General features: G+C 63.9%; 18 protein-coding genes and 1 tRNA gene. 9 read left to right on the top strand and 10 right to left on the bottom strand.

From position 1 onward, the window contains the following. Positions 1–41: 41 nt before the first annotated feature. From HJO_RS02345 to HJO_RS02365, 5 genes are all read right to left on the bottom strand, one after another. Positions 42–1,001 (bottom strand): lysophospholipid acyltransferase family protein, encoded by a 960-nt coding sequence (locus HJO_RS02345; RefSeq protein WP_051618014.1) that lies wholly within the window; start codon positions 999–1,001, stop codon positions 42–44. Beyond that, a complete protein-coding gene (lpxK, locus tag HJO_RS02350) occupies positions 998–1,993 on the bottom strand; it encodes a tetraacyldisaccharide 4'-kinase (RefSeq protein ID WP_051618016.1) in 996 nt (331 codons plus the stop codon). Before lpxK ends, HJO_RS02345 begins: the two co-directional genes overlap by 4 nt. Then, a complete protein-coding gene (locus HJO_RS02355; protein ID WP_035613094.1) occupies positions 1,990–3,249 on the bottom strand; it encodes a 3-deoxy-D-manno-octulosonic acid transferase in 1,260 nt (419 codons plus the stop codon). Before HJO_RS02355 ends, lpxK begins: the two co-directional genes overlap by 4 nt. Next, on the bottom strand, positions 3,246–3,986 hold the full coding sequence (locus tag HJO_RS02360) for a lysophospholipid acyltransferase family protein (protein ID WP_035613097.1): 741 nt from the start codon (positions 3,984–3,986) through the stop codon (positions 3,246–3,248). The genes HJO_RS02355 and HJO_RS02360 overlap by 4 nt, the downstream gene beginning before the upstream one ends. Before the next feature lie 68 nt (positions 3,987–4,054). Continuing rightward, a tRNA-Val gene (locus tag HJO_RS02365) sits at positions 4,055–4,129 on the bottom strand. Between the two features lie 483 nt (positions 4,130–4,612). Between HJO_RS02365 and HJO_RS02370 the strand changes: the two genes are divergently transcribed. Continuing rightward, positions 4,613–4,855, top strand: coding sequence for a hypothetical protein (locus HJO_RS02370; RefSeq protein ID WP_034738295.1), 243 nt, complete (start codon positions 4,613–4,615; stop codon positions 4,853–4,855). Here HJO_RS02370 and HJO_RS02375 read toward each other — a convergent pair. Beyond that, on the bottom strand, positions 4,852–5,532 hold the full coding sequence (locus HJO_RS02375) for an HAD-IA family hydrolase (protein WP_035613099.1): 681 nt from the start codon (positions 5,530–5,532) through the stop codon (positions 4,852–4,854). The two genes, HJO_RS02370 and HJO_RS02375, sit on opposite strands and share 4 nt — an antisense overlap. A gap of 86 nt (positions 5,533–5,618) precedes the next feature. Between HJO_RS02375 and glmU the strand changes: the two genes are divergently transcribed. The 3 genes from glmU (at position 5,619) to gor (ending at position 9,195) form a co-directional block, all read left to right on the top strand. After that, positions 5,619–6,992, top strand: coding sequence for a bifunctional UDP-N-acetylglucosamine diphosphorylase/glucosamine-1-phosphate N-acetyltransferase GlmU (glmU, locus tag HJO_RS02380; RefSeq protein ID WP_035613101.1), 1,374 nt, complete (start codon positions 5,619–5,621; stop codon positions 6,990–6,992). A 5-nt stretch (positions 6,993–6,997) separates the two neighbouring features. Beyond that, complete coding sequence (rpiA, locus tag HJO_RS02385; RefSeq protein ID WP_035613103.1) at positions 6,998–7,699, top strand: ribose-5-phosphate isomerase RpiA; 702 nt, start codon at positions 6,998–7,000, stop codon at positions 7,697–7,699. A 98-nt stretch (positions 7,700–7,797) separates the two neighbouring features. After that, positions 7,798–9,195, top strand: coding sequence for a glutathione-disulfide reductase (gor, locus tag HJO_RS02390; protein ID WP_035613105.1), 1,398 nt, complete (start codon positions 7,798–7,800; stop codon positions 9,193–9,195). A gap of 18 nt (positions 9,196–9,213) precedes the next feature. Here the strand turns inward: gor and HJO_RS02395 are convergent, their stop codons facing one another. After that, entirely contained in the window at positions 9,214–10,512 is a 1,299-nt protein-coding gene (locus HJO_RS02395; RefSeq protein ID WP_035613109.1) for a ParA family protein, read from the bottom strand. A gap of 150 nt (positions 10,513–10,662) precedes the next feature. Here HJO_RS02395 and HJO_RS02400 point away from each other — a divergent pair, with 150 nt between their 5' ends. From HJO_RS02400 to HJO_RS02410, 3 genes are all read left to right on the top strand, one after another. Beyond that, complete coding sequence (locus HJO_RS02400) at positions 10,663–12,039, top strand: class II 3-deoxy-7-phosphoheptulonate synthase (RefSeq protein WP_035613111.1); 1,377 nt, start codon at positions 10,663–10,665, stop codon at positions 12,037–12,039. Positions 12,040–12,109: 70 nt separating this feature from the next. Beyond that, positions 12,110–12,823: a CPBP family intramembrane glutamic endopeptidase, BDIM_20840 family gene (locus HJO_RS02405; protein ID WP_035613117.1), complete on the top strand. Its 714-nt coding sequence runs from the start codon at positions 12,110–12,112 to the stop codon at positions 12,821–12,823. Between the two features lie 84 nt (positions 12,824–12,907). Beyond that, positions 12,908–14,320: an MATE family efflux transporter gene (locus tag HJO_RS02410; protein ID WP_035613120.1), complete on the top strand. Its 1,413-nt coding sequence runs from the start codon at positions 12,908–12,910 to the stop codon at positions 14,318–14,320. A 38-nt stretch (positions 14,321–14,358) separates the two neighbouring features. On the opposite strand, the gene HJO_RS02415 is transcribed toward HJO_RS02410, so the two are convergent. The 3 genes from HJO_RS02415 to HJO_RS02425 form a co-directional block, all read right to left on the bottom strand. Continuing rightward, a complete protein-coding gene (locus HJO_RS02415; RefSeq protein WP_035613124.1) occupies positions 14,359–14,625 on the bottom strand; it encodes an HU family DNA-binding protein in 267 nt (88 codons plus the stop codon). 99 nt (positions 14,626–14,724) lie between these two features. Further along, a complete protein-coding gene (locus HJO_RS02420) occupies positions 14,725–15,636 on the bottom strand; it encodes a hypothetical protein (RefSeq protein ID WP_035613128.1) in 912 nt (303 codons plus the stop codon). Positions 15,637–15,693: 57 nt separating this feature from the next. Next, complete coding sequence (locus tag HJO_RS02425; RefSeq protein WP_035613130.1) at positions 15,694–16,716, bottom strand: NADP-dependent oxidoreductase; 1,023 nt, start codon at positions 16,714–16,716, stop codon at positions 15,694–15,696. A gap of 170 nt (positions 16,717–16,886) precedes the next feature. Here HJO_RS02425 and HJO_RS02430 point away from each other — a divergent pair, with 170 nt between their 5' ends. Next, positions 16,887–17,843 carry an alpha/beta hydrolase gene (locus HJO_RS02430; protein WP_035613132.1) on the top strand — a complete coding sequence of 319 codons (957 nt, stop codon included), beginning with the start codon at positions 16,887–16,889 and terminating at the stop codon, positions 17,841–17,843. A gap of 86 nt (positions 17,844–17,929) precedes the next feature. Further along, positions 17,930–18,853 carry a Gfo/Idh/MocA family protein gene (locus HJO_RS02435; protein WP_035614325.1) on the top strand — a complete coding sequence of 308 codons (924 nt, stop codon included), beginning with the start codon at positions 17,930–17,932 and terminating at the stop codon, positions 18,851–18,853. The last annotated feature ends 1 nt before the right edge of the window (position 18,854 follow it).

Consider the following 18,854-nt stretch of genomic DNA (forward strand, 5'->3'; position numbering starts at 1 on the left):
ACACAGGGCGTTCAGGTTGTGGAGGCTCCGGCAGGGCCGGATCAGGTCACGCCGGCTTCGCGCCAGGCCTCTTTCGGCCAGCGACGATGCTGCCAGAACCACTGGCCGGGTTCGGCGCGGATGCAGGATTCGAGGAACTCGTTGATCCGTGTCACGGACGCGAGAATGTCGGCCTCCGTGTCGCCGGTATCGTCCGGCACGAACGGTTCGTGGATTTCGACGCGGAACCGGGCCGGGCCCGTCCGCACGGTCGACACCGGCACGATCGGCACGCCGTATTTCAGCGCCAGCCGCGTTGGTCCCTGCGCCGTCATGGCCGCATGCCCGAACAGGGGCACGGACACGCCCTCGCGGAACTTCTGGTCGTTCATCAGCGCAATCGGTGCGCCGCGCGCCAGCGCCCGCATCAGTTCGCGCGTGCCGATGCCCTTGGGCGCGGTCGTGCCGGTGCCGTAGGCGTGGCGCAGCCTGTTGATGCGCCGGTCGATGTGCGGGTTGTTCAGCGCCCGGTAGGTCATCACGGCCTCCGGGATACGCTTGCAGATCGCGGCCGGCATGATTTCCCAATTGGCAAAGTGCCCGGAGATGAACACGGCGCCCTTGCCGCTCTCCCGGATCGCATCAAGGCGCTCGACGCCTACGACATCCACGCGCCCGCTCGTATAGGGGTCGATCGCGGGCAGGTGCGGCAGCTCGCCGGCCGTCCGTCCGGCGCTTTCCCATGTGGCAAGGGCCGTGCGGGCGATCTCGTCTTCGCTCCAGTCGGGGAAGGCAAGCTTCAGGTTGCGCCGGGTCGTCTTGTGCTGCGACAGCATCGGGCCGATCTTCTTCAGCAGCCAGCCGCCGAAATTCGAGGCGCGGTCCGGCCCCAGCAATGTCATCGGCCACCAGTAGATCACGTCCCAGGCCACCGTCTCCAGCCGCCACTGGATCCGCTGCCATAGGGAGGCGCGGTTATCGATGTCCTTCGGACGGACATAGGCGGGGGGCGTTTCGGTCATGCGTTTGCAGATTTGACGATCGGGTCCAGCAGCGCGTCAAGCGCGCCGGGGTCTTCAAAGCGGGCAGCGACCGGAAAGGCAAGCACGCGCTGCTGTTCGCGCTGCGGAAGCCGCACATGGTCCTTGGTCGTGGTGACCAGGCGCGCGCCATGGCGCTCGGCCAGGCTGTGCAGGAATTTCAGCTCGCCGTCGGAATAGGCGTGATGGTCGCCATAGCCGACTGCTTCGCGCAGGTCGGCGCCTGCTGCCTTCAGCGCATCGAAGAACTTGATTGGCCGGCCGATGCCGGCAAACGCCACGAGCGGCCCATCTGGAATGGCGCTGGTCGGCTCGACGGTCGCGCGCAGCACCGGCAGGCCGGACTTCGCCGCCGCGGTCGGCACATCCCCAGCCCCCATCAACACCACGCCGCCCGCCCGTGACAGGCCGTCGGCGACCGGCTCGCGCAGTGGTCCCTTTGGCAGCAGGTGACCGTTCCCGAACGGCGCGGCGGCATCAATCACGACGAGGGACAGGTCCTTGTGCAGAGACGGGTTCTGGTGGCCGTCATCCATCACGATCACCTGCACGCCGTCTGCCTGCATTGCGCGTGCGGCGGCCACCCGGTCGCGGCCGATCCAGCTCTCGCCGCTGGCCGCCAGCATCAGGGGCTCGTCGCCGACGTCTGCCGCCGTGTGCGTGCCCGTCTGTACCCTCACCACCCCCTTGGCGCCCCCTCCGTACCCCCGCGACAGCGTCGCGGTACGCACACCTCGCGCGGTCAGCAGCGCCCGTATCGCCGCCACAACTGGCGTCTTGCCAACGCCGCCAACGGTCAGGTTCCCGATGCAGATGACCGGGATATCCACCCGCACAGGCACGGCCTTCTTCAGCTTGTTCTGCACGCCCAGGCGATAGGCAAAGGCCAGCGGTGACAGCAGGAGGCGCGTCATCGGCGCGGCCTCCCGCGATCGCGGGTCCAGGCCCGCCGACCAGAAATACGGGGCCTTCATCGCAACAGTCCCGGTTCGGGGATCAGCGGCATGAGGGCCGCCAGAGTCTCCACCATGGGCGCATCGGCATGTTCCGCCAGGGCTGCAACGGCCTTCGCCGGCGGCGGCGCGGAATTCTGCAAAGCGTCAGCAACGCCGGCAGAGTCCGAGGCCACCTTGACCAGGCCGCGGGCTTCAAGATCGGCCATCATCCCGGCGAAATTGAACACGTCCGGCCCCGTGACGACCGGCTTGCCGAAACGCACCGGCTCCAGTGGATTGTGCCCGCCGACACCCGCTGCATGGCCGCCGCCGAGGTAGACGGCGTCGGCCAGGCGCAGCCAGAGGCCCATTTCGCCCATTGTGTCGGCCAGCAGGACCCGCGTGCGGGTGTTGGGCACTTGCCCCTTCGAGCGGCGCGCGAAATGAAGCCCGCGCTCACGGACCAGCGCTTCGACCGCGTCGCCCCGTTCGGGATGCCGCGGTGCGATAATGATGGCAGAATCAGGGATCTCGGCGGCCGCGTCCAGGAACAGCGCTTCTTCGCCCTCATGCGTGGACGCCGCGACCAGGCAGCGCCGGCCACCGACAAATCCTTCGCGAATGCGGCGCAGTTCGAATTCGCTCGCCTCCGGTCCCGGCAGGGCCGACTTGAGGTTGCCCGACGACCTGACATTGCGGCCCAGCAGGCTGCCCAGCCGCTGGGCTGTATCCGTGTCGGCCGCCAGCACCACGTCGAAGCGGCCAACCAGCTTGCGGAAGAGTCCCTGCACGCGGCGCCACCCATCGGCCGAGCCTTGCGTCATGCGGGCATTGACGAGGGCGCGTTTCGCGCCGCTGCGGCCGGCCTCGTAGATAAGGTTCGGCCAGATCTCGCCCTCGCCGAAGACACAGACATCAGGCTGCCAGTGCTGGATGAACCGGCGCGCGGCGCCCGGCGTATCCATCGGCGCCATCAGGTGGATCGCATTGTCGGGCAGGGCCGGGCCCAGCAGGCGCGCGGACGTCAGCGTCTGGCTGGTGAACAGCAGCATCAGGTCGGGCCGCTCGGCCAGAAGGCGATGTCCGAGTTCCAGAAGCAGCCGGCTTTCCCCGACACTCGCCCCGTGCAGCCAGACCAGGCGTCCGGGCTTCCGGTTCGGCATCGCCCGCGCCAGCCGCTCGTTGATCCGTCCGATATCTTCCTTGCCCGCCCGCGCCCGGCGTTTCAGCAGGCCGGGAAGGAGCGGAGAAATCATGCCTGTCAGTGTGCGATAGGCGTGGAAGCCAGGTGTCATGTGGCGCTGTGCCCCGGATTAGCGGCCTGTACAGTGTAGCCTGCCAGTTTGTCCGCCCTGCGGGTCGCCGTATCAAGCCTGCGCTGCAATTCTGCGCGCAGCATTTCCGGGTCGGCAGATCGGGGTGTCTCCAGCACGGGGCCGAACACGATGGCACCGGTGGTGAACGGAAACGGAATGATGAACCTGTCCCAGCTCGACAGGCGCTTTGCCGGCCGGCTGGAGAGCGCATAAGGCAGGATCGGTGCGCCGGCGCGCTGCGCGATCAGGATGGCGCCCAGGCTGACTGTCTCGCGAGGACCGCGCGGGCCGTCCGGCGTAATGCACAGGCCGCCGCCATCGCGCAGCAGGCGTGCCGCCGCAACAATCGCCCGCGTGCCGCCCTTGTCCTTGCCGGCCTTCTTCTTGTTGCCGGCAGAGCCACGAATTGCCGAAAGGCCGAGATAACCGATCGCCCGGGCCACGGGCTCACCATCGCCGGACAGGGAAATCAGCATGGCCACGGGCGCGGTGCGCCCTGGCCAGTGGCGTATCATGCGCGTCCAGCCCGTCGGCAAGAGCAGGATTCGTGAGTGCCATGCTGCCACAACGATGCCTTGTGATGCCTGCCAGGCCTGCCGTGCCTCGCCCTCACCCTCCACATGCCACCGCACCGTGCGGGCGACGAGCGCCATCCACGACCAGATCAGGAAGCCGATCAGAATGACAACAGGCTTGGAGCGAAACAGGAACTTCATCGGGTTGCTTATACTTCGCTTTGCATTCTGTGCCATGGCCGCTGAATGCAACATCCTGGAAGGCTCGATGGTGGGCGATGCAAGGTTCGAACTTGCGACCCCTGCCGTGTGAAGGCAGTGCTCTACCACTGAGCTAATCGCCCCTGTTTCGGGAACCGGGTCCGTAATCTGACAGTGTGCCAAGGTCAAGCGCGTAACGCTTTTCGGGCTGCGAAGAGGCATTGAAGGCGAAATAAGACGCCGCAAAAGTGCATGGCTGTGTCCCATAGAGTGCTGTTGCTGCATGCAGAAACATAATTGCCAATTCGCGCTTGGCGTTCCATCTTATGTCCTCAGAAAGTCGCATTCCCCGCAGTGTTTGCTGTTCATTCTGATCTTCATCGGGTTTTTTGTGCCCAATGACGCTCTCCAGGGCCAGTATGAACATCTGTTCATACTGAACAATCGTTCATGTTTTATCATTACGTTTCTTTCATCCGGTTTCTCCCTTGAGAAATGGGTAGAACATAGTCATCTTGATGCCATACAAGACGGGTCGAAGAGCGGCCCGCGATTTTGACTTAAGAAGGACAGGCAACAGCGAAGTAAATTCGCGTGTACAACAAGAAAAGCCTGAGAGAGAGACAATGAAAGACTGGTGTGACGAAGAAGGTGCAAAGCGCCTTTGTGAAAAGATCAATGCGTATTGGGCCGAGCGCGGCTATGAAGTGGATGTCGACCTTGTCGACGCCGGCTTCGTGCCGGCCATGCGCAGCGCACGAACCGATGTGCGCAGCAATATGGTGAACGGCATGCCGCGTCGCCGTGCTGCTGGCGAAGCTGGTGCTGCACGCCCCAGCTACCGTCCAAGAGCTGAAGCCACGGCTTAGCTCAACAGACCGAGCAATACTGAAACCAGGTCCGAATAATCGCTGACCGTCCGGTCTGCGGCGATCTGTTCCGCTGTTTCAGTCTCGTATCCAAACGGAACGAAAATGAAGGGCAGCCCGGCATTCCGGGCTGCCCTTTCGTCTGTCCGGCTGTCACCCACCATGATTGCGCGCGAACGGTCACCGCCAGCGCGGTCTACCGTGAGCAGGATGTGGTCTCCGTGCGGTTTGCGCTCCGGAACGCTGTCGGCGCCAACAATCGCCGCGAACTTGTCGGCCAGGTGAAGCGTGGTCAGCAGCCTGTCGGATGAACTCTGGCGCTTGTTGGTGCACACCGCGAGCAGCGCACCCTGTGCCGTCAGGTCATCGAGCGCCTCGACCGCATGGCTGAAAGGGCGTGAGCCCACCGCGATATTGGCCTCGTAATAGGCGAGGAACTGGTCGAACAGCGCGTCCATCCGCGCCGGTTCCGCCGTCACGCCCTGCGCCGCCATGCCCATCGTGATCATCGCCCTGGCGCCATGGCCGATCATCCCGGCAATGGTATCCAGCGTGACAGGCTCGAGTCCTGCGCCGCTCAGCACGTGGTTCAGCGCGCCCAGCAGGTCCGGTGCGGTATCCACCAATGTGCCATCAAGATCGAAAACGATCGTCCATCCGTCAAACTTCCCTGCCATGCCCGTAAAGATTTCCCTATCGCCACTCGCCTTGAATCGGCCTTTGGTCTAGGCGAAAGGTCTTGGGAAAGCGAGAGGGCCCGCCCGTGACAGACACGACCAGAGACCGCGCCGCGATCATCCTTGCCGCTGGCAAGGGCACGCGGATGAAGTCGGACCTGCCAAAGGTGATGCACCCGGTTGGTGGACGCCCGATGGTGGACTGGTCGATCGACCTGGCGCGTGAGGTCGGTTGCTCGCGCATCATCGTCGTTGTGCATCCGTCGCAGAGTGTCCTGATCGACCATGTCAAAGCCCTGCTTGGCGAGGGCTGTATCGCGTTCCAGGACCCGCCACAGGGCACCGGTCATGCCGTGCGCTGTGGCGAAGCGGCGCTGAAGGGATTTGCCGGCGATCTCGTCGTACTCTACGGCGACAGCCCGCTTGTGCCCGCCAGCGCGATTGAAGACCTGTTTGCAGCGCTGGGCACAGGCGCAGCGCTGGGCGTGCTGGGATTTGAAGCCGAAACACCCGGCCTCTACGGCCGCCTGATCCTGTCGGATGATGGTGATCTCGACGCGATCGTCGAAGCGCGTGAAGCGACACCGGACCAGCTGGCCGTGACGCTGTGCAATTCCGGTGTGATGGCAGGCGACGCGGACACCATGTTCCGGCTGCTCGGCAAGGTGACCAACACGAACGCCAAGGGCGAGTATTACCTCACCGACCTGGTCGGCCTCGCGCGGGCCGAGGGGGCGACATGCAAGGCCGTCCAGTGCGGCGAGGAAGACCTGATTGGATGCGACAGCAAGGCCGATCTCGCCGAGGCCGAAGCCATCTTCCAGGCCCGCCGGCGAACCGCCGCCATGGATTCCGGCGTCACGCTGGTCGCCCCGGAAACGGTTTACTTCGCCCATGACACGGTGCTCGAGGCGGACGTGGTGGTTGAGCCGAATGTCGTGTTCGGCCCCGGCGTCCATGTGCATGGCGGCGCGCGCATCCGGGCCTTCAGCCATATCGAAGGCGCCGAGATCGCATCGGGGTGCATGGTTGGCCCCTATGCCCGCCTGCGTCCGGGCACAGTGCTGGAAACTGACGTCCACATCGGCAATTTTGTCGAGACCAAGAACACACGGATGGGAAAGGGCGCCAAGGCCAGCCATCTGGCCTATCTCGGAGACGGGCAGATCGGCGCCAGCGTGAACATCGGCGCCGGCACGATCTTCTGCAACTATGACGGCTTCCTGAAATACGAGACGAAGATCGGCGAGGGGGCCTTCATCGGCTCCAACTCAGCGCTGGTCGCGCCGGTCCAGATCGGCAAAGGGGCGATTGTCGGGTCCGGCAGCGTCGTCACCAAGGACGTGCCAGCCAACGCCTTGGCGGTCGCTCGCGGCCAACTCGTCCAGCGCGAGGGCTGGGCGATCAGCTTCCGCACCCGCAAGAGCGCCGAAAAAGCCGGCAGCACCCAGAAGGACTAATCGCCATGGCGAACGAATTGGAAAAAGAGAACGCCGCCGCGGCCGCGATGGAATATGTCGAGGACGGCATGACCATCGGCCTCGGCACCGGGTCGACCGCCAAGTATTTCGTCGAGATGCTGGCGGACGAGATTGCCGATGGCCTGATCGTGCGGTGCATCGAGACAAGCGAACAGACCCGTCGCCTGGCCAGCAGCCTGGCCATCCCGCTCGTTCCGTTCGAGCAGATCGACCGGATCCATCTCACGGTAGACGGTGCTGACGAGGTTGATGGCAATGGCTATCTCATCAAGGGCGGGGGCGCGGCGCTGCTGCGCGAGAAGATCATCGCCAATGCCAGCGATCACATGGTCGTTATCGCCGACCCGTCCAAGCAGGTCGAACGGCTGGGTGCGTTCCCGCTGCCGGTGGAGGTGACGCCGTTCGGCTACACGATCACCGCGAAGAAGGTTTTCGATGCACTCTGCGCTGCTGGCGTCGACCGGCCGCGCGTTGAACTTCGCAAGGAACACGGCAGTGTCGAGCTGCTTGTCACGGATGGCGGAAACCACATCCTGGACTGCCATTGCGGCCGCATTCCGGACGCTGAAGCCCTCGCCGCGCGCCTCTCCAATGTACCCGGCGTTGTCGAGCATGGCCTGTTCATCGGCATCGCGCGGACCGTGATCATCGGCAGCGAGAACGGGGCCACCGTATTTGAATTCTAGGGCCAAGGCCCTACATCAGCTGACCATCCAGGGGATTGCCAGGGCAGGGCGCGCGATATGCGTACAGGCCGGCCCGGGCACCGAACAAGGAATTTTCCATGCCAGACAAGAACTTTGACTACGACCTCTTCGTGATCGGAGGCGGTTCCGGCGGCGTGCGTGCCGCACGCCTGGCGGCGCTGACGGGGGCGAAGGTCGCTGTCGCCGAGGAATACCGCATGGGCGGCACCTGCGTGATCCGGGGCTGCGTGCCGAAAAAGTTCATGGTCTATGCCAGCGGCTACGGGAAACATATCAGCAAGGCGAAGGGGTACGGCTGGACGGTCGGCGACGTGTCCTACGATCACGAGGTGTTTTCCTCCGCCATGCATGCGGAGGTCGATCGCCTTTCGGGGATATATCATCGCAACCTCGTCAATGCCGGCGTCGAAGTGTTCGAAGAGCGCGCCGAGTTTGTCGATGCAACCACGCTGCGCCTGAAGACCAGCGGCAAGAAGGTGACGGCCGCCAAGATCCTGATCGCAGTCGGCGGCCACCCCTGGGTTCCTTCGCCAGAAGAATTGCCGGGCGTCGAGCATACGATCACGTCAAACGAGGTCTTTCATCTCGAAACGCTTCCCAAGCATCTTGTCATTGCCGGCGGCGGCTATATCGCCGTCGAGTTTGCGCACATCTTTGCCGGCCTCGGCGTCAAGACCTGCCTGGTCTATCGCGGTGATACGGTGCTGCGCGGCTTCGATGAAGATGTCCGCGTCGTCGTGCATGAAGGCCTGAAAGAGGCCGGCGTGCGGGTCATCACACAGACCGTGTTCGACAAGATCGAAGACACGGGTGAAGGCGACTGCAACCTGCGGGTCCACCTTCGCAACGGGCAGCACGTGGACGCCGACGTTATCATGATGGCCGTCGGCCGCAGACCGAACACGTCCGGCCTCGGATGCGATGCCGCCGGCGTCGCGCTCGACAAGAACGGCGCGGTGATCGTGGATGAATGGTCGAAGACGAACGCCGCGAATATCTGGGCCGTCGGTGACGTCACCGACCGGGTCGCGCTGACACCGGTCGCGATCCGTGAGGGCCACGCATTCGCCGAAACGGAATTCTACGACAAGCCCTGGCATTTCGACCATACGGACATCCCGACAGCCGTGTTCTCACAGCCCGAAGTCGGAACGGTCGGCCTGACCGAAGCACTGGCCCGCAAGCAGTTCTCCGAGGTCGATATCTACAAGACGCGGTTCCGACCGATGAAGAACATGCTGAACGGCGATACGAACCGGGTCTTCATGAAGCTCGTGGTGAAGGCAGACGACCAGCGTGTGGTCGGTGTTCACATTGTCGGAGAAGACGCGGGCGAGATGATCCAGGCGATCGGCATTGCCATCAAGATGGGCGTGACCAAGCCGGATTTCGATCGCACGTGCGCCGTCCACCCGAGCGTCGCTGAAGAGCTGGTCACAATGCGCCAGAAATGGGTGCCGGAAGTGGCGGGCTGACCGCCTGTCCTCCGGTGATCAGGCCTCGACGAGGGCCTTCAGCTCCATGCCGATGGTCTTGAGGCTTTCGCGGATGGCCTTGAGCCCGCCGCCCCGGCCGGAATGGATCAACAGCTGCTTCCAGGGCGGCTCGCCCTCTTTCGGGGCCTTCACCACAAGGTGGCCGGACCGCGGCAGGGCGGACTTCAACAGCGCCTTGGACAGGGCGAAGCCCGCCTTGGCGTCATACGCGCCATTGCGGGCATCCGCTTCGAAAGTCGACTGCTCGCTACGCCCGACAGCGTTGAAGAGAACGGACAGGGCAGGCCGCTTGCCGGCCTCGACCTGTTCCTCGATCACATGGTTCAGCAGGCGCACGCCGCGCAGGGAATAGATGTCCGGATGCATCGGTGCCAGCACGCGGTCGGCGGCCTCCAGCGCGCACCGGGTCAGGAAGGTGGCGTTGGGATTGGTGTCGAACACGATCAGGTCATAGTCGCTGCGGTAGTGATCGATCATGCGCAGGAATTGCGACTTCACCTTGTCCAGTGCCGCAGCGTCCGAGGCGAAGGCGTATTTCGAGATCTCGAACTGCCCTGAAATGAGGTCAAGCCGCCCGCCGGGGCTGTCTTCGCCCATCAGGTCGTGGACGAGTTCCGCGCGCGGCACGGCCGCAAACGGTTCGGTCGACAGGCTCAGCCAGCGTTCGCCAGGGCTGACCACGTCGCGGGCATGCAGGCGCGAGCGCTCGAACAGCGAGATGACCGACCGGTCCGCCGCCGCGCTGGCATCGGCATACTCCATGTCGAAGAAGGCCTGGGTGAGATTATATTGCGGATCGAGGTCGACCAGCAGGACACGCCCGCCGAGCGCGCTTTGCCACGCGCCGAACACCTGGCTGGAGATGGTCGTCTTGCCGACCCCGCCCTTGAGGTTCATCACCGCAAGCACGGGGCATTTGCGCTTGTAGGCGGCCTGGACTTCCGCCACGAGCTGGCGGGTACCGTCCGGCATGGTCGACGAGAGCCGGAGGTGGGGCTGGACCTCGTGCTTGAAAAAGCCGTTCAGGCGGGCCTTGTCGATCTGGAAGGGGATCAGGCGCAGGTTGCGCGCCTTGGCCCGGGTCACGTCGGCGCGGACCGTCTTCGAGCGCACCGAACTTGCCGAAACCAGCACGATCATCGCGAAGGCATCGTCGATCGCTTGGTCGGCGGCCGCGCGATCGTCCTTGTCATTCGGGGCATACCAGTCGGGTATTGCCGCCATCCGCAGGGATTCATGAATTTCCAGCAGCGCATCAAGATCGTCTGACGAGTGGCTGATATAGACATGCGACATTAGGTTATCAGTCCTTCGGGCGGGCGGCCGTATTGCCGTTACTAAAGGGCTTGAGCCCGATTCCACCAGCTTTGTGCTGTGAAAATGTGGTGAAACTTGAGCAAGCGCGGTCCATGTGATTTATGCTGCACTGCCACGGAGCGATTGAACATGACCTGGACCCCTTCAGACTGGCGGAAACTGCCTGCCAAACACATCCCGTCGGATTACCCCGACGCTGCAGCACTCGCTGCTGTTGAAACGCGCCTGAAGGGATACCCGCCGCTGGTGTTTGCCGGCGAGGCCCGGCGCCTGAAACAGCGCCTCGCAGAGGTCGCTGCCGGCAAGGCATTCCTGCTGCAGGGCGGCGATTGCGCCGAGAGCTTCAAGGAATTCCATCCGGACAATATCCGCGACACATTCCGCGTCATCCTCCAGATGGCGGTTGTGCTCACGTTTGCGGCGGCCAAGCCGGTCGTGAAAGTCGGCCGGATTGCCGGGCAGTTCGCCAAGCCGCGGTCCGAGCCGATCGAGACCATCGACGGCGTCACGCTGCCATCCTATCGCGGTGACAATATCAACGGCATGGATTTCACGCCCGAAGCGCGCAACCCTGACCCGGAACGCCTGATCCAGGCCTATTCGCAATCGGCTGCCACGCTCAACCTGCTGCGCGCGTTCAGCAATGGCGGCTATGCCAGCCTTGCCAACGTGCATAGCTGGATGCTGGGCTTTGTCGATCGCAGCCCGCAGGGCGAGCGCTACGAACTGCTGGCCGACCAGATTTCCAAGTCACTCGACTTCATGCAGGCCGTCGGTCTCAACGCCGAGACCGTGCCGCAAATGGCGCAGGTTGAATTCTACACCAGCCACGAAGCGCTGCTCCTCGGCTATGAGGAAGCGATGACCCGAGTCGATTCCACCTCGGGCGAATGGTACGACACCTCCGCCCACATGCTGTGGATCGGGCACCGCACCCGGCATGTCGACGAGGCGCATGTCAATTTCTGCAAGGGGATCAAGAACCCGATCGGCATCAAGTGCGGGCCAGGCATGGAGCCGGACGAGCTTGTGCGCCTGATCGAGACGATCAACCCGCAGGACGAAGCTGGCCGGATCACACTGATCTCGCGCTTCGGGTCCGACGGTGTCGCCAAGGGCCTGCCGCCGCTGGCACGCGCCGTCAAGAAGAGTGGCCGCACGGTTGTCTGGTCCTGTGACCCGATGCACGGCAACACGCTGAAGACCGAGAGCGGGTTCAAGACGCGCCCGGTCGACCGTATCCTCTCCGAGGTGCGCCAGTTCATCGACGTGATGAATGCCGAAGGCTGCTATCCGGGCGGCGTGCACTTCGAGATGACCGGCCAGAACGTCACCGAATGTCTCGGCGGCGCGCAGGCGATCTCCGAGGCGGACCTCTCCAGCCGGTACCACACGCATTGCGACCCGCGTCTGAACGGTGAGCAGGCGCTGGAGCTGGCCTTCCTGGTGGCGGAGAAGCTGCAGGCACTCGGCAACGGCAAGGACGCTGCACGCAAGGCCGGCTGATACAATTCAATAGCGATGCATCCAACGGGCCCCCTGATGGCATCGCCATTTCTTCCGGGAGGGCGGCTGCATGGACGAGGTGATTGGCGTGTTCCTGGAAACGGGAGCGCTGGCCGTGTTGGGACTGGCAGGCGCGGTGTTCATGCGGCGGCAGTTCCGGTTCAAATGGTTCCTGGTCGCGCTGGCGCTGAACCTGTTTTACCAGGTGTTGCTGACCCGCGGGTTCTGGTTGGTGCCCAGTCCGGTGCACGGGCTGAGCTGGAACTGGGTCGGCAAGCTGGCGGCGATCGCCGGGACGATTGTGGTGATGTCATTGCCCGCGTTCGGTTGGCGGCGTTGCGGCGCGACCCTGCATCAGGGACGCCAGTGGCGCGGGGCGCTGGTCGTGCTCGCCATGCTGGGGGGCCTGTTCTTCTATCTCGCCCTGAGCGCAGCGGACGGACGGGATGACCTGGAAACGATCCTCTTCCAGTGGACGATGCCGGGGCTGGACGAGGAGCTTTTCTATCGTGGAACCCTGCTGCTTGCGTTGAATGAAGCGTTCAGGTCCAGGACGCGTGTCCTGGGCGCCCCGATCGGTTTTGGCGGCGTCCTTTCCACAATCCTGTTCGGACTGACACATGCCTTGTCCTATGAGCACGGCCTGATCGAATTCGATACGTTCAGTTTCGCCATTACCGGTGTGCCGGCCATCCTTCTCCTGTGGTTGCGTGAGCGCACCGGCAGTCTGGTCATGCCTGTCATCGGGCACAATATGGCGAATGGCGCAGCCACCTTGTTCTGATCGCGCGGTTGTGGGTTGCGACGCCGGGTGATTTCAGGCATTCGGGCCGGCTGCGCGTTGCAAGGACCATCAGGAAAGGCCGCCATGAAAACGCTTCGCCGGCCCGCCTGGGCGCGGGCCTCCGACATCTCGGACCTGCTTCGGCTGTCCGTACCGATCGCGATTACGCGCATGTCGATGATGCTGATGGGCATCACCGACGCGATCGTGCTTGGCCAGTATGCGCCCGGCGAACTGCCCTACATCCTGAACTCGTGGCTGCCGATGGGGGTTTCCATCGGCTTCGGGATGGGCCTGCTGCTGGGGACTCAGGTGCTGACGTCGGAACTGCTCGGGGTCGGGCAAAAGGCTGAAACCGGCCGGATATTCCGGCGCGGCTTATGGGCGGCGCTCGGGCTGGGGATTGCCCTGACCGGCCTCGTCTTTTTCTCTGCCGAGCCGCTCTTCCACTGGATATTCGTCACGATCGCACCTGTGTCGGAAGCCGCCGACAAGATGGATCCGGGCACCATTGCCGCGGAGACCGCAAAGGTCACGCGGATCCTGTCCAGCGGGCTGCTGGCCTTCATGGTGTCGCAGGTTTGCAGCTTCTACCTGGAAGCCCTGCGCCGGCCGCTGCTCGTCACCGTGGTCATGTATTTCGGTGTCGTGATCAATCTCGTGCTCGACCTTGCGCTGGTCGGGGGTGTCTGGGGCGGCACGCCGATGGGGGCCGAGGGCGTGGCGTGGGCGACAACCTTTTCGCGCTGGGCGCTGACCATCGTGATGTTCATCCTCGTCGTGACGCTGACCCCTGCCTTCCGCAAGTCGGTCGTCGGCCCCCTGGACGAAGTACGGCGCCAGTTCAGCGTCGGGATCGGCACGGCGATCAGCAATGTCGCCGAGTGGGGCGGCTTCAACATGACCTACATCATCGCCACCTGGATCAGCCTCGCGGCGAATTCCGTCTACGGGTATGCGGTCCAGATCATGGGGCTCTGCTTCATGTTCTACCTGGGTATTGGTACGGCAACCAGCGTCCGCGTGGCAGAAGCCTTCGGACGGGGCAATCCCGAGGAAATCCGGGATGCGGGCCGCCTCGGCGTCGCGGCCACGATCCTCATGGGTGTGATCCTCGGCGTCATACTCATCGTGTTCAATGGGCCGATCTCACGCATACTGGTGCGGCCGGATGCGGTGCTGAATGGCATCGCGCTGGCGCCTGCCATCGCCGGCCTGCTGTTCTTTGCGGCGGCGGCAACGATCTTTGACGGTCTTCAGGCGACCGCGTCGATGGCGCTGCGTGCACAGGAGATCGTCTGGTCGCCGAGCGTGATCCATATCGGCTCGTTCTTCCTGGTGATGATCCCGGCCTGTTACTGGCTTGGCCTGGTCGAAGGGCGGGGCGCACGGGGCATGATGGAAGGCGCGCTGATCGGTATCGGCATGGCAGGCATTCTCCAGACCATGCTTCTGGAATTGAAAACGGCGCGTCTGCCAAGCAAACGCGCCGCCTGAAATTCAGGGCCGGCCTCCGAAGACGGAGGCCAGGAACCCTAGAGGTCTTTCAGTGCCGTGGCCGGTTTGAAGGCCAGGGATGTTTTTTCTGGGATCTTGATTTTGTCGCCAGTGGCCGGATTGCGGCCTTCGCGTGCATTGCGGGTCTTCGCCGCGAACGTACCGAAGCCGGCAATTGCGACTTGCTGACGCGACTTCGCTGCACCAGCGATTGTGTCGAAGACAGCGTCGACAGCCTTGCCAGCTTCGCTTTGCGAGAGGCCGGATTCGGCAGCAACTGCCTTTGTAAGTTCACCCTTGTTCATAGGGGTTCTCCTCTAAGTTAAACGGCGATCCCCCGCCGTTGCGCCGACATGCCCACGATTCGTTTTGCGTGAATATGCCGAAAGGCCAGTAAACACAGGCTATATGCCTAGAATCCAGCCCTCTTCGGCCTGAATCTGCTCGTTTTTTCCCTCGTCAAGCGATTTGCCTGTGGAAAACGCCTCTCCGAGACGCCCTTTTTCATCGAGTTCCGAATAATGACGGGCGATTTCGCGAACCTGCACTTCGTCGAGAATCTCGCCTTTGGGGGCACTCGAGGCAATCTGGGACGGGTAAATTTCCGCTATTACCACGTCGATACCGTCCAGCGTTTCGGCCGTCATCGGCTCAACGCCCGTCTCGAACGGCCAGATGCGGGCATTTGGCCAGGCGGCCCGCAGCGCGTGCACATGCGGGATGCCGGTCAGCGACTGGCTGCCGACGCTGCCGGTATAGGCCAGCTGCCAGACCGACTTTGGCTGGCCGATCTTTTTCTCGCGCAGGTAGGATTCAACGATCCGGAATTCCGGCAGCGGCCGGCCGGCAAAATCAGGCTTGGTCGAGGCGAGGGTCGAGACCACGTCCCGGGCTGGCGCGCCCCAGAATGGATACGGACCCTTGGAGATGGCGTAATTCATGCCCGCCGCGATCGCGAAACGGGCATTGGAATTGTCAGCCTTGTCTTTCAGCTTGCTTGCAAGGTGCGCATGCATCGCGGCCCAAGGCGCCTGAGTCGTCGTGTCGAGGCCAAGTGCTGCGGCGGTGCCCGCCGGGTAGCCCAGTGAAAAATCGAAGCCGAGCAAAACCCGGTCGCCGCGCCGCGTCAGCCGCGCCACCATGTCTTCCAGGAACGCACGGGCCTTGAGCCGCGTGTCGACGTTGACCGCCTTGAACTGCAGCTTCAGGCGCGCGTCCTTGGCCAGGATCCCGATCCAGATTGAATTGGGTCCGGTCGCGGGCTTTGACGCCGCGCTCCAGTCCACCATGATATAGGCATCGAAAAGACGTGCCATCTTGTCGTCTCCGTGACCGCTCCGCGGTCTTGGAGACGCGGAGCGGAGAGGTTGTTGTCAGGTGAGTTTCACCAGCATCTTGCCGATATTGGCGCCGGTGAAGAGGCCCATAAAGGCTTCCGGTGCCTTGTCGATCCCTTCCATCACCGTTTGCTCGAACTTCATCTTGCCAGCCGGGATCCACGCGGCCATGTCGGCAAAGAAGGCGGGCTGCATGTCGGCGTGCGTCGACACGATGAAGCCCTGCAGCTTCAGCTGCTTGCCCACGAGCATGATGATGTTGTGCGGACCAACAGGCGTGCCGGTCTCGTTGTATTGAGCAATCATGCCGCACAGGGCCATGCGTGCCATTGGCCGGGCAACCTCGATTGCAGCCGTCAGGTGGTCGCCGCCGACATTGTCGAAATAGACGTCGATGCCTTTCGGCGAAGCGGCCTTGAGCGCGCTGACCAGGCCGGCAAATCCGCCAGCTTCCTTGTAGTCAATGACATGGTCGGCGCCGAGCGACTTCACGAACGCACACTTTTCCGGGCCGCCTGCAGATCCGATCACGGTGCAGCCCTTGTTCTTGGCAATCTGCACGACGGTCGATCCGACGGCACCGGCTGAGCCGGACACGAACACGGTGTCGCCTTCCTTCAGTTCGGCAATCCGCAGGAGACCGACATAGGCCGTCAGGCCGGGCATGCCGGCGACACCCAGAAATGCGCTTTCGGGCAGGCCGACATCCGGCAGTTTCTGGACCATCGCCGCTGCGGGTGCTGCCACCCAGGCCGTGCGCCAGCCAAGCATGGACGATACGAGATCACCCACCTTGTAGTCAGGATGGGCTGATGCCGTGACGCGGCCGACAGCGCCGCCCTGCATGGTTTCACCGATCTGGAACGGCGGCACATAGCTCTCGCGGTCGTGCATCCGGCCGCGCATGTAGGGATCAACCGACATCCATTCGTTCTGTACCTGGATTTCGCCATCCTTGGGTTCGGCGATCTCGATGGTCGTTTTGGCAAAGTTCTGTGGTTTCGGCATGCCTTCGGGGCGTGAGGCGAGGGCCCATTCAGTCGACTTCAGAGTGGCCATTGCTTTGTCCTTCCTGTGTTTTCGTTGCCGCTTAAGTGGACCGGGAGACAGCGCATGTGAAGGGGCAATGCAAGAATAAGCTGTTCGGACGGGGCCCGCCTTGCCCAATTCCGGAGCGACGCCTAGGTTTCGCCGGTCAGGCAGGAACGCGCGAACGGGCAGGAAACAACATGACCACCAGACACCTTGTGGATCCGGAACTTCTGGAACTTGCGGAAACCTTCCCGTCACTGGACCTCAGGCCCGACACGCTCCCCGCGATCAGGGACATGTCGGCCGGGATGGTCGTGTTGGGAGAGCCGTCAGCCTTCGGCGTCACGCGGCGCGAAGTGATGGTCCCCGGCCTCGGTGGCGCACCGGACGTGCGCTGCCTCGTCTACGAACCGGCAGCGAAGGGCAAGGACCGGCCTGCCTTCCTGCACATCCATGGCGGCGGCTACATGCTTGGCGCGCCGGAAGGATCGGACGTACGCAATATCCGTGTCGCAGCCCGGCTCGGCGCGGTTGTCGTGTCGCCGGCCTACCGGCTGGCCCCTGAGACGCGATATCCCGGCCCACTGGATGATTGCGCCGCCACGCTGGCCTGGATCGTTGCCAATGCAGTGCCGCTGGGCATCGACGTGTCGCGCATCGCAGTTGGCGGCGACAGTGCGGGTGGCGGCCTCGCGGCGGGACTGGCCCTGCGTGCGCGCGACGAAGGCCTGGTCCGCATCGCGTTCCAGCACCTCGTCTACCCCATGCTGGATGACCGCACGACGGCAGATGATGCAACCCTGGACCCGGTGCTCGGCGAATTCATCTGGACTCCGGCGGCCAACCGGGCGGGCTGGGCCGCCTATCTGGGCGGGCACACGCCCCAGGCGCCCGCGGTGCCGGCCCGGGCCAGCGACCTGTCCGGCCTGCCGCCCACCTGGATCGGCATTGGCGGGCTGGACCTGTTTCTCGACGAGAACATCAGCTACGCCCGCCGCCTGATCGCGGCGGGGGTCACGACGGAATTCATCATCTATCCTGCTGCTTATCACGGCTTCCAGTTCGAGTTGCGCGCAGCCGTCACGCAGCGGTTCGAGAAGGATTACCTGGCCTCGCTGGCGCGCGGGCTCGGCTGTGACCTTGCTGCAACCTGACGCGAACGGTCGCAGTCATTGCTGACCGCGGCTCTTGCGGCACGGGGCGATGCGGTGTCATGTCGGCGCAGGAGAGGGCCGAAATCATGACCAGATTGAAAGTGGGCGTTGCGGGCGCCGGCGTGTTCGGGAACTATCACGCGCAGAAAGCGGCCGCCTCGGCGCGCACGGATTTCATGGGCGTCTATGACCTGGACCAGGCGCGGGCCGAACGGGTCGCCAGCACATTCGGCGCGCCGGGCGTGTCAGACTACCGCGCATTCCTGGAAATGTGCGACGCCATCGTGATCGCCGTTCCGGCGACGTTCCACGAACCGCTGGCACGCGAGGCCATCGAAGCGCACTGTCATGTCTTGGTGGAGAAACCGCTCGCACTGTCCGGCAAGGCGGCGCGTGACCTGGCGGACGAAGCCGCTGCCCGGGGGCGCATCCTCCAGGTCGGCCACCAAGAGCGGTTTGTCGCAAGGGCCATGGGTGTGCTCGCCATCGAAGAGCCGCCGCTCTTGATCGAGTCCGTCCGGGCCGGCCCGCCTGCACCTGAAAACCGGGCAGGTGACGTGTCGGTGATCTGGGATCTGATGATCCATGATCTAGACCTTGCCGCCATGATGCTCGGCACCGAATTCAACGGCGTGATGGCCAGCGGCCGGCGTGTGCATTCAGCCCATCTTGATGAAGCCAGCGCACAGTTCACCTATGCCAGTGGCGGCGTCGCCCGCCTGCGCGCCAGCCGGGCGGCTGAAGTGCGCGAACGTACGATGCGCGTGGTCTATCCGTCCGGCGAGATCGCCATCGACTTCCTGTCGCGCAAACTCGAGAATACGACACCCTATGAAGTGCGGGTCGATATCGCCGCGGACCTGCCCGATCCGCTCGGCGCGGCCGACGAGGGGTTCTACGCTGCCTGCCTCGGCCTTGCCCGCAGCCCGGTACCGGCGCACGGCGCCGTCGCGGCGGTCGCGATGGCTGAAGCCGCCGAAGCGATTGCGCTGGCGAAGGTCGACGCCTGAC

The sequence above is a fragment of the Hyphomonas johnsonii MHS-2 genome, assembly GCF_000685275.1.
Classification (GTDB): domain Bacteria; phylum Pseudomonadota; class Alphaproteobacteria; order Caulobacterales; family Hyphomonadaceae; genus Hyphomonas; species Hyphomonas johnsonii.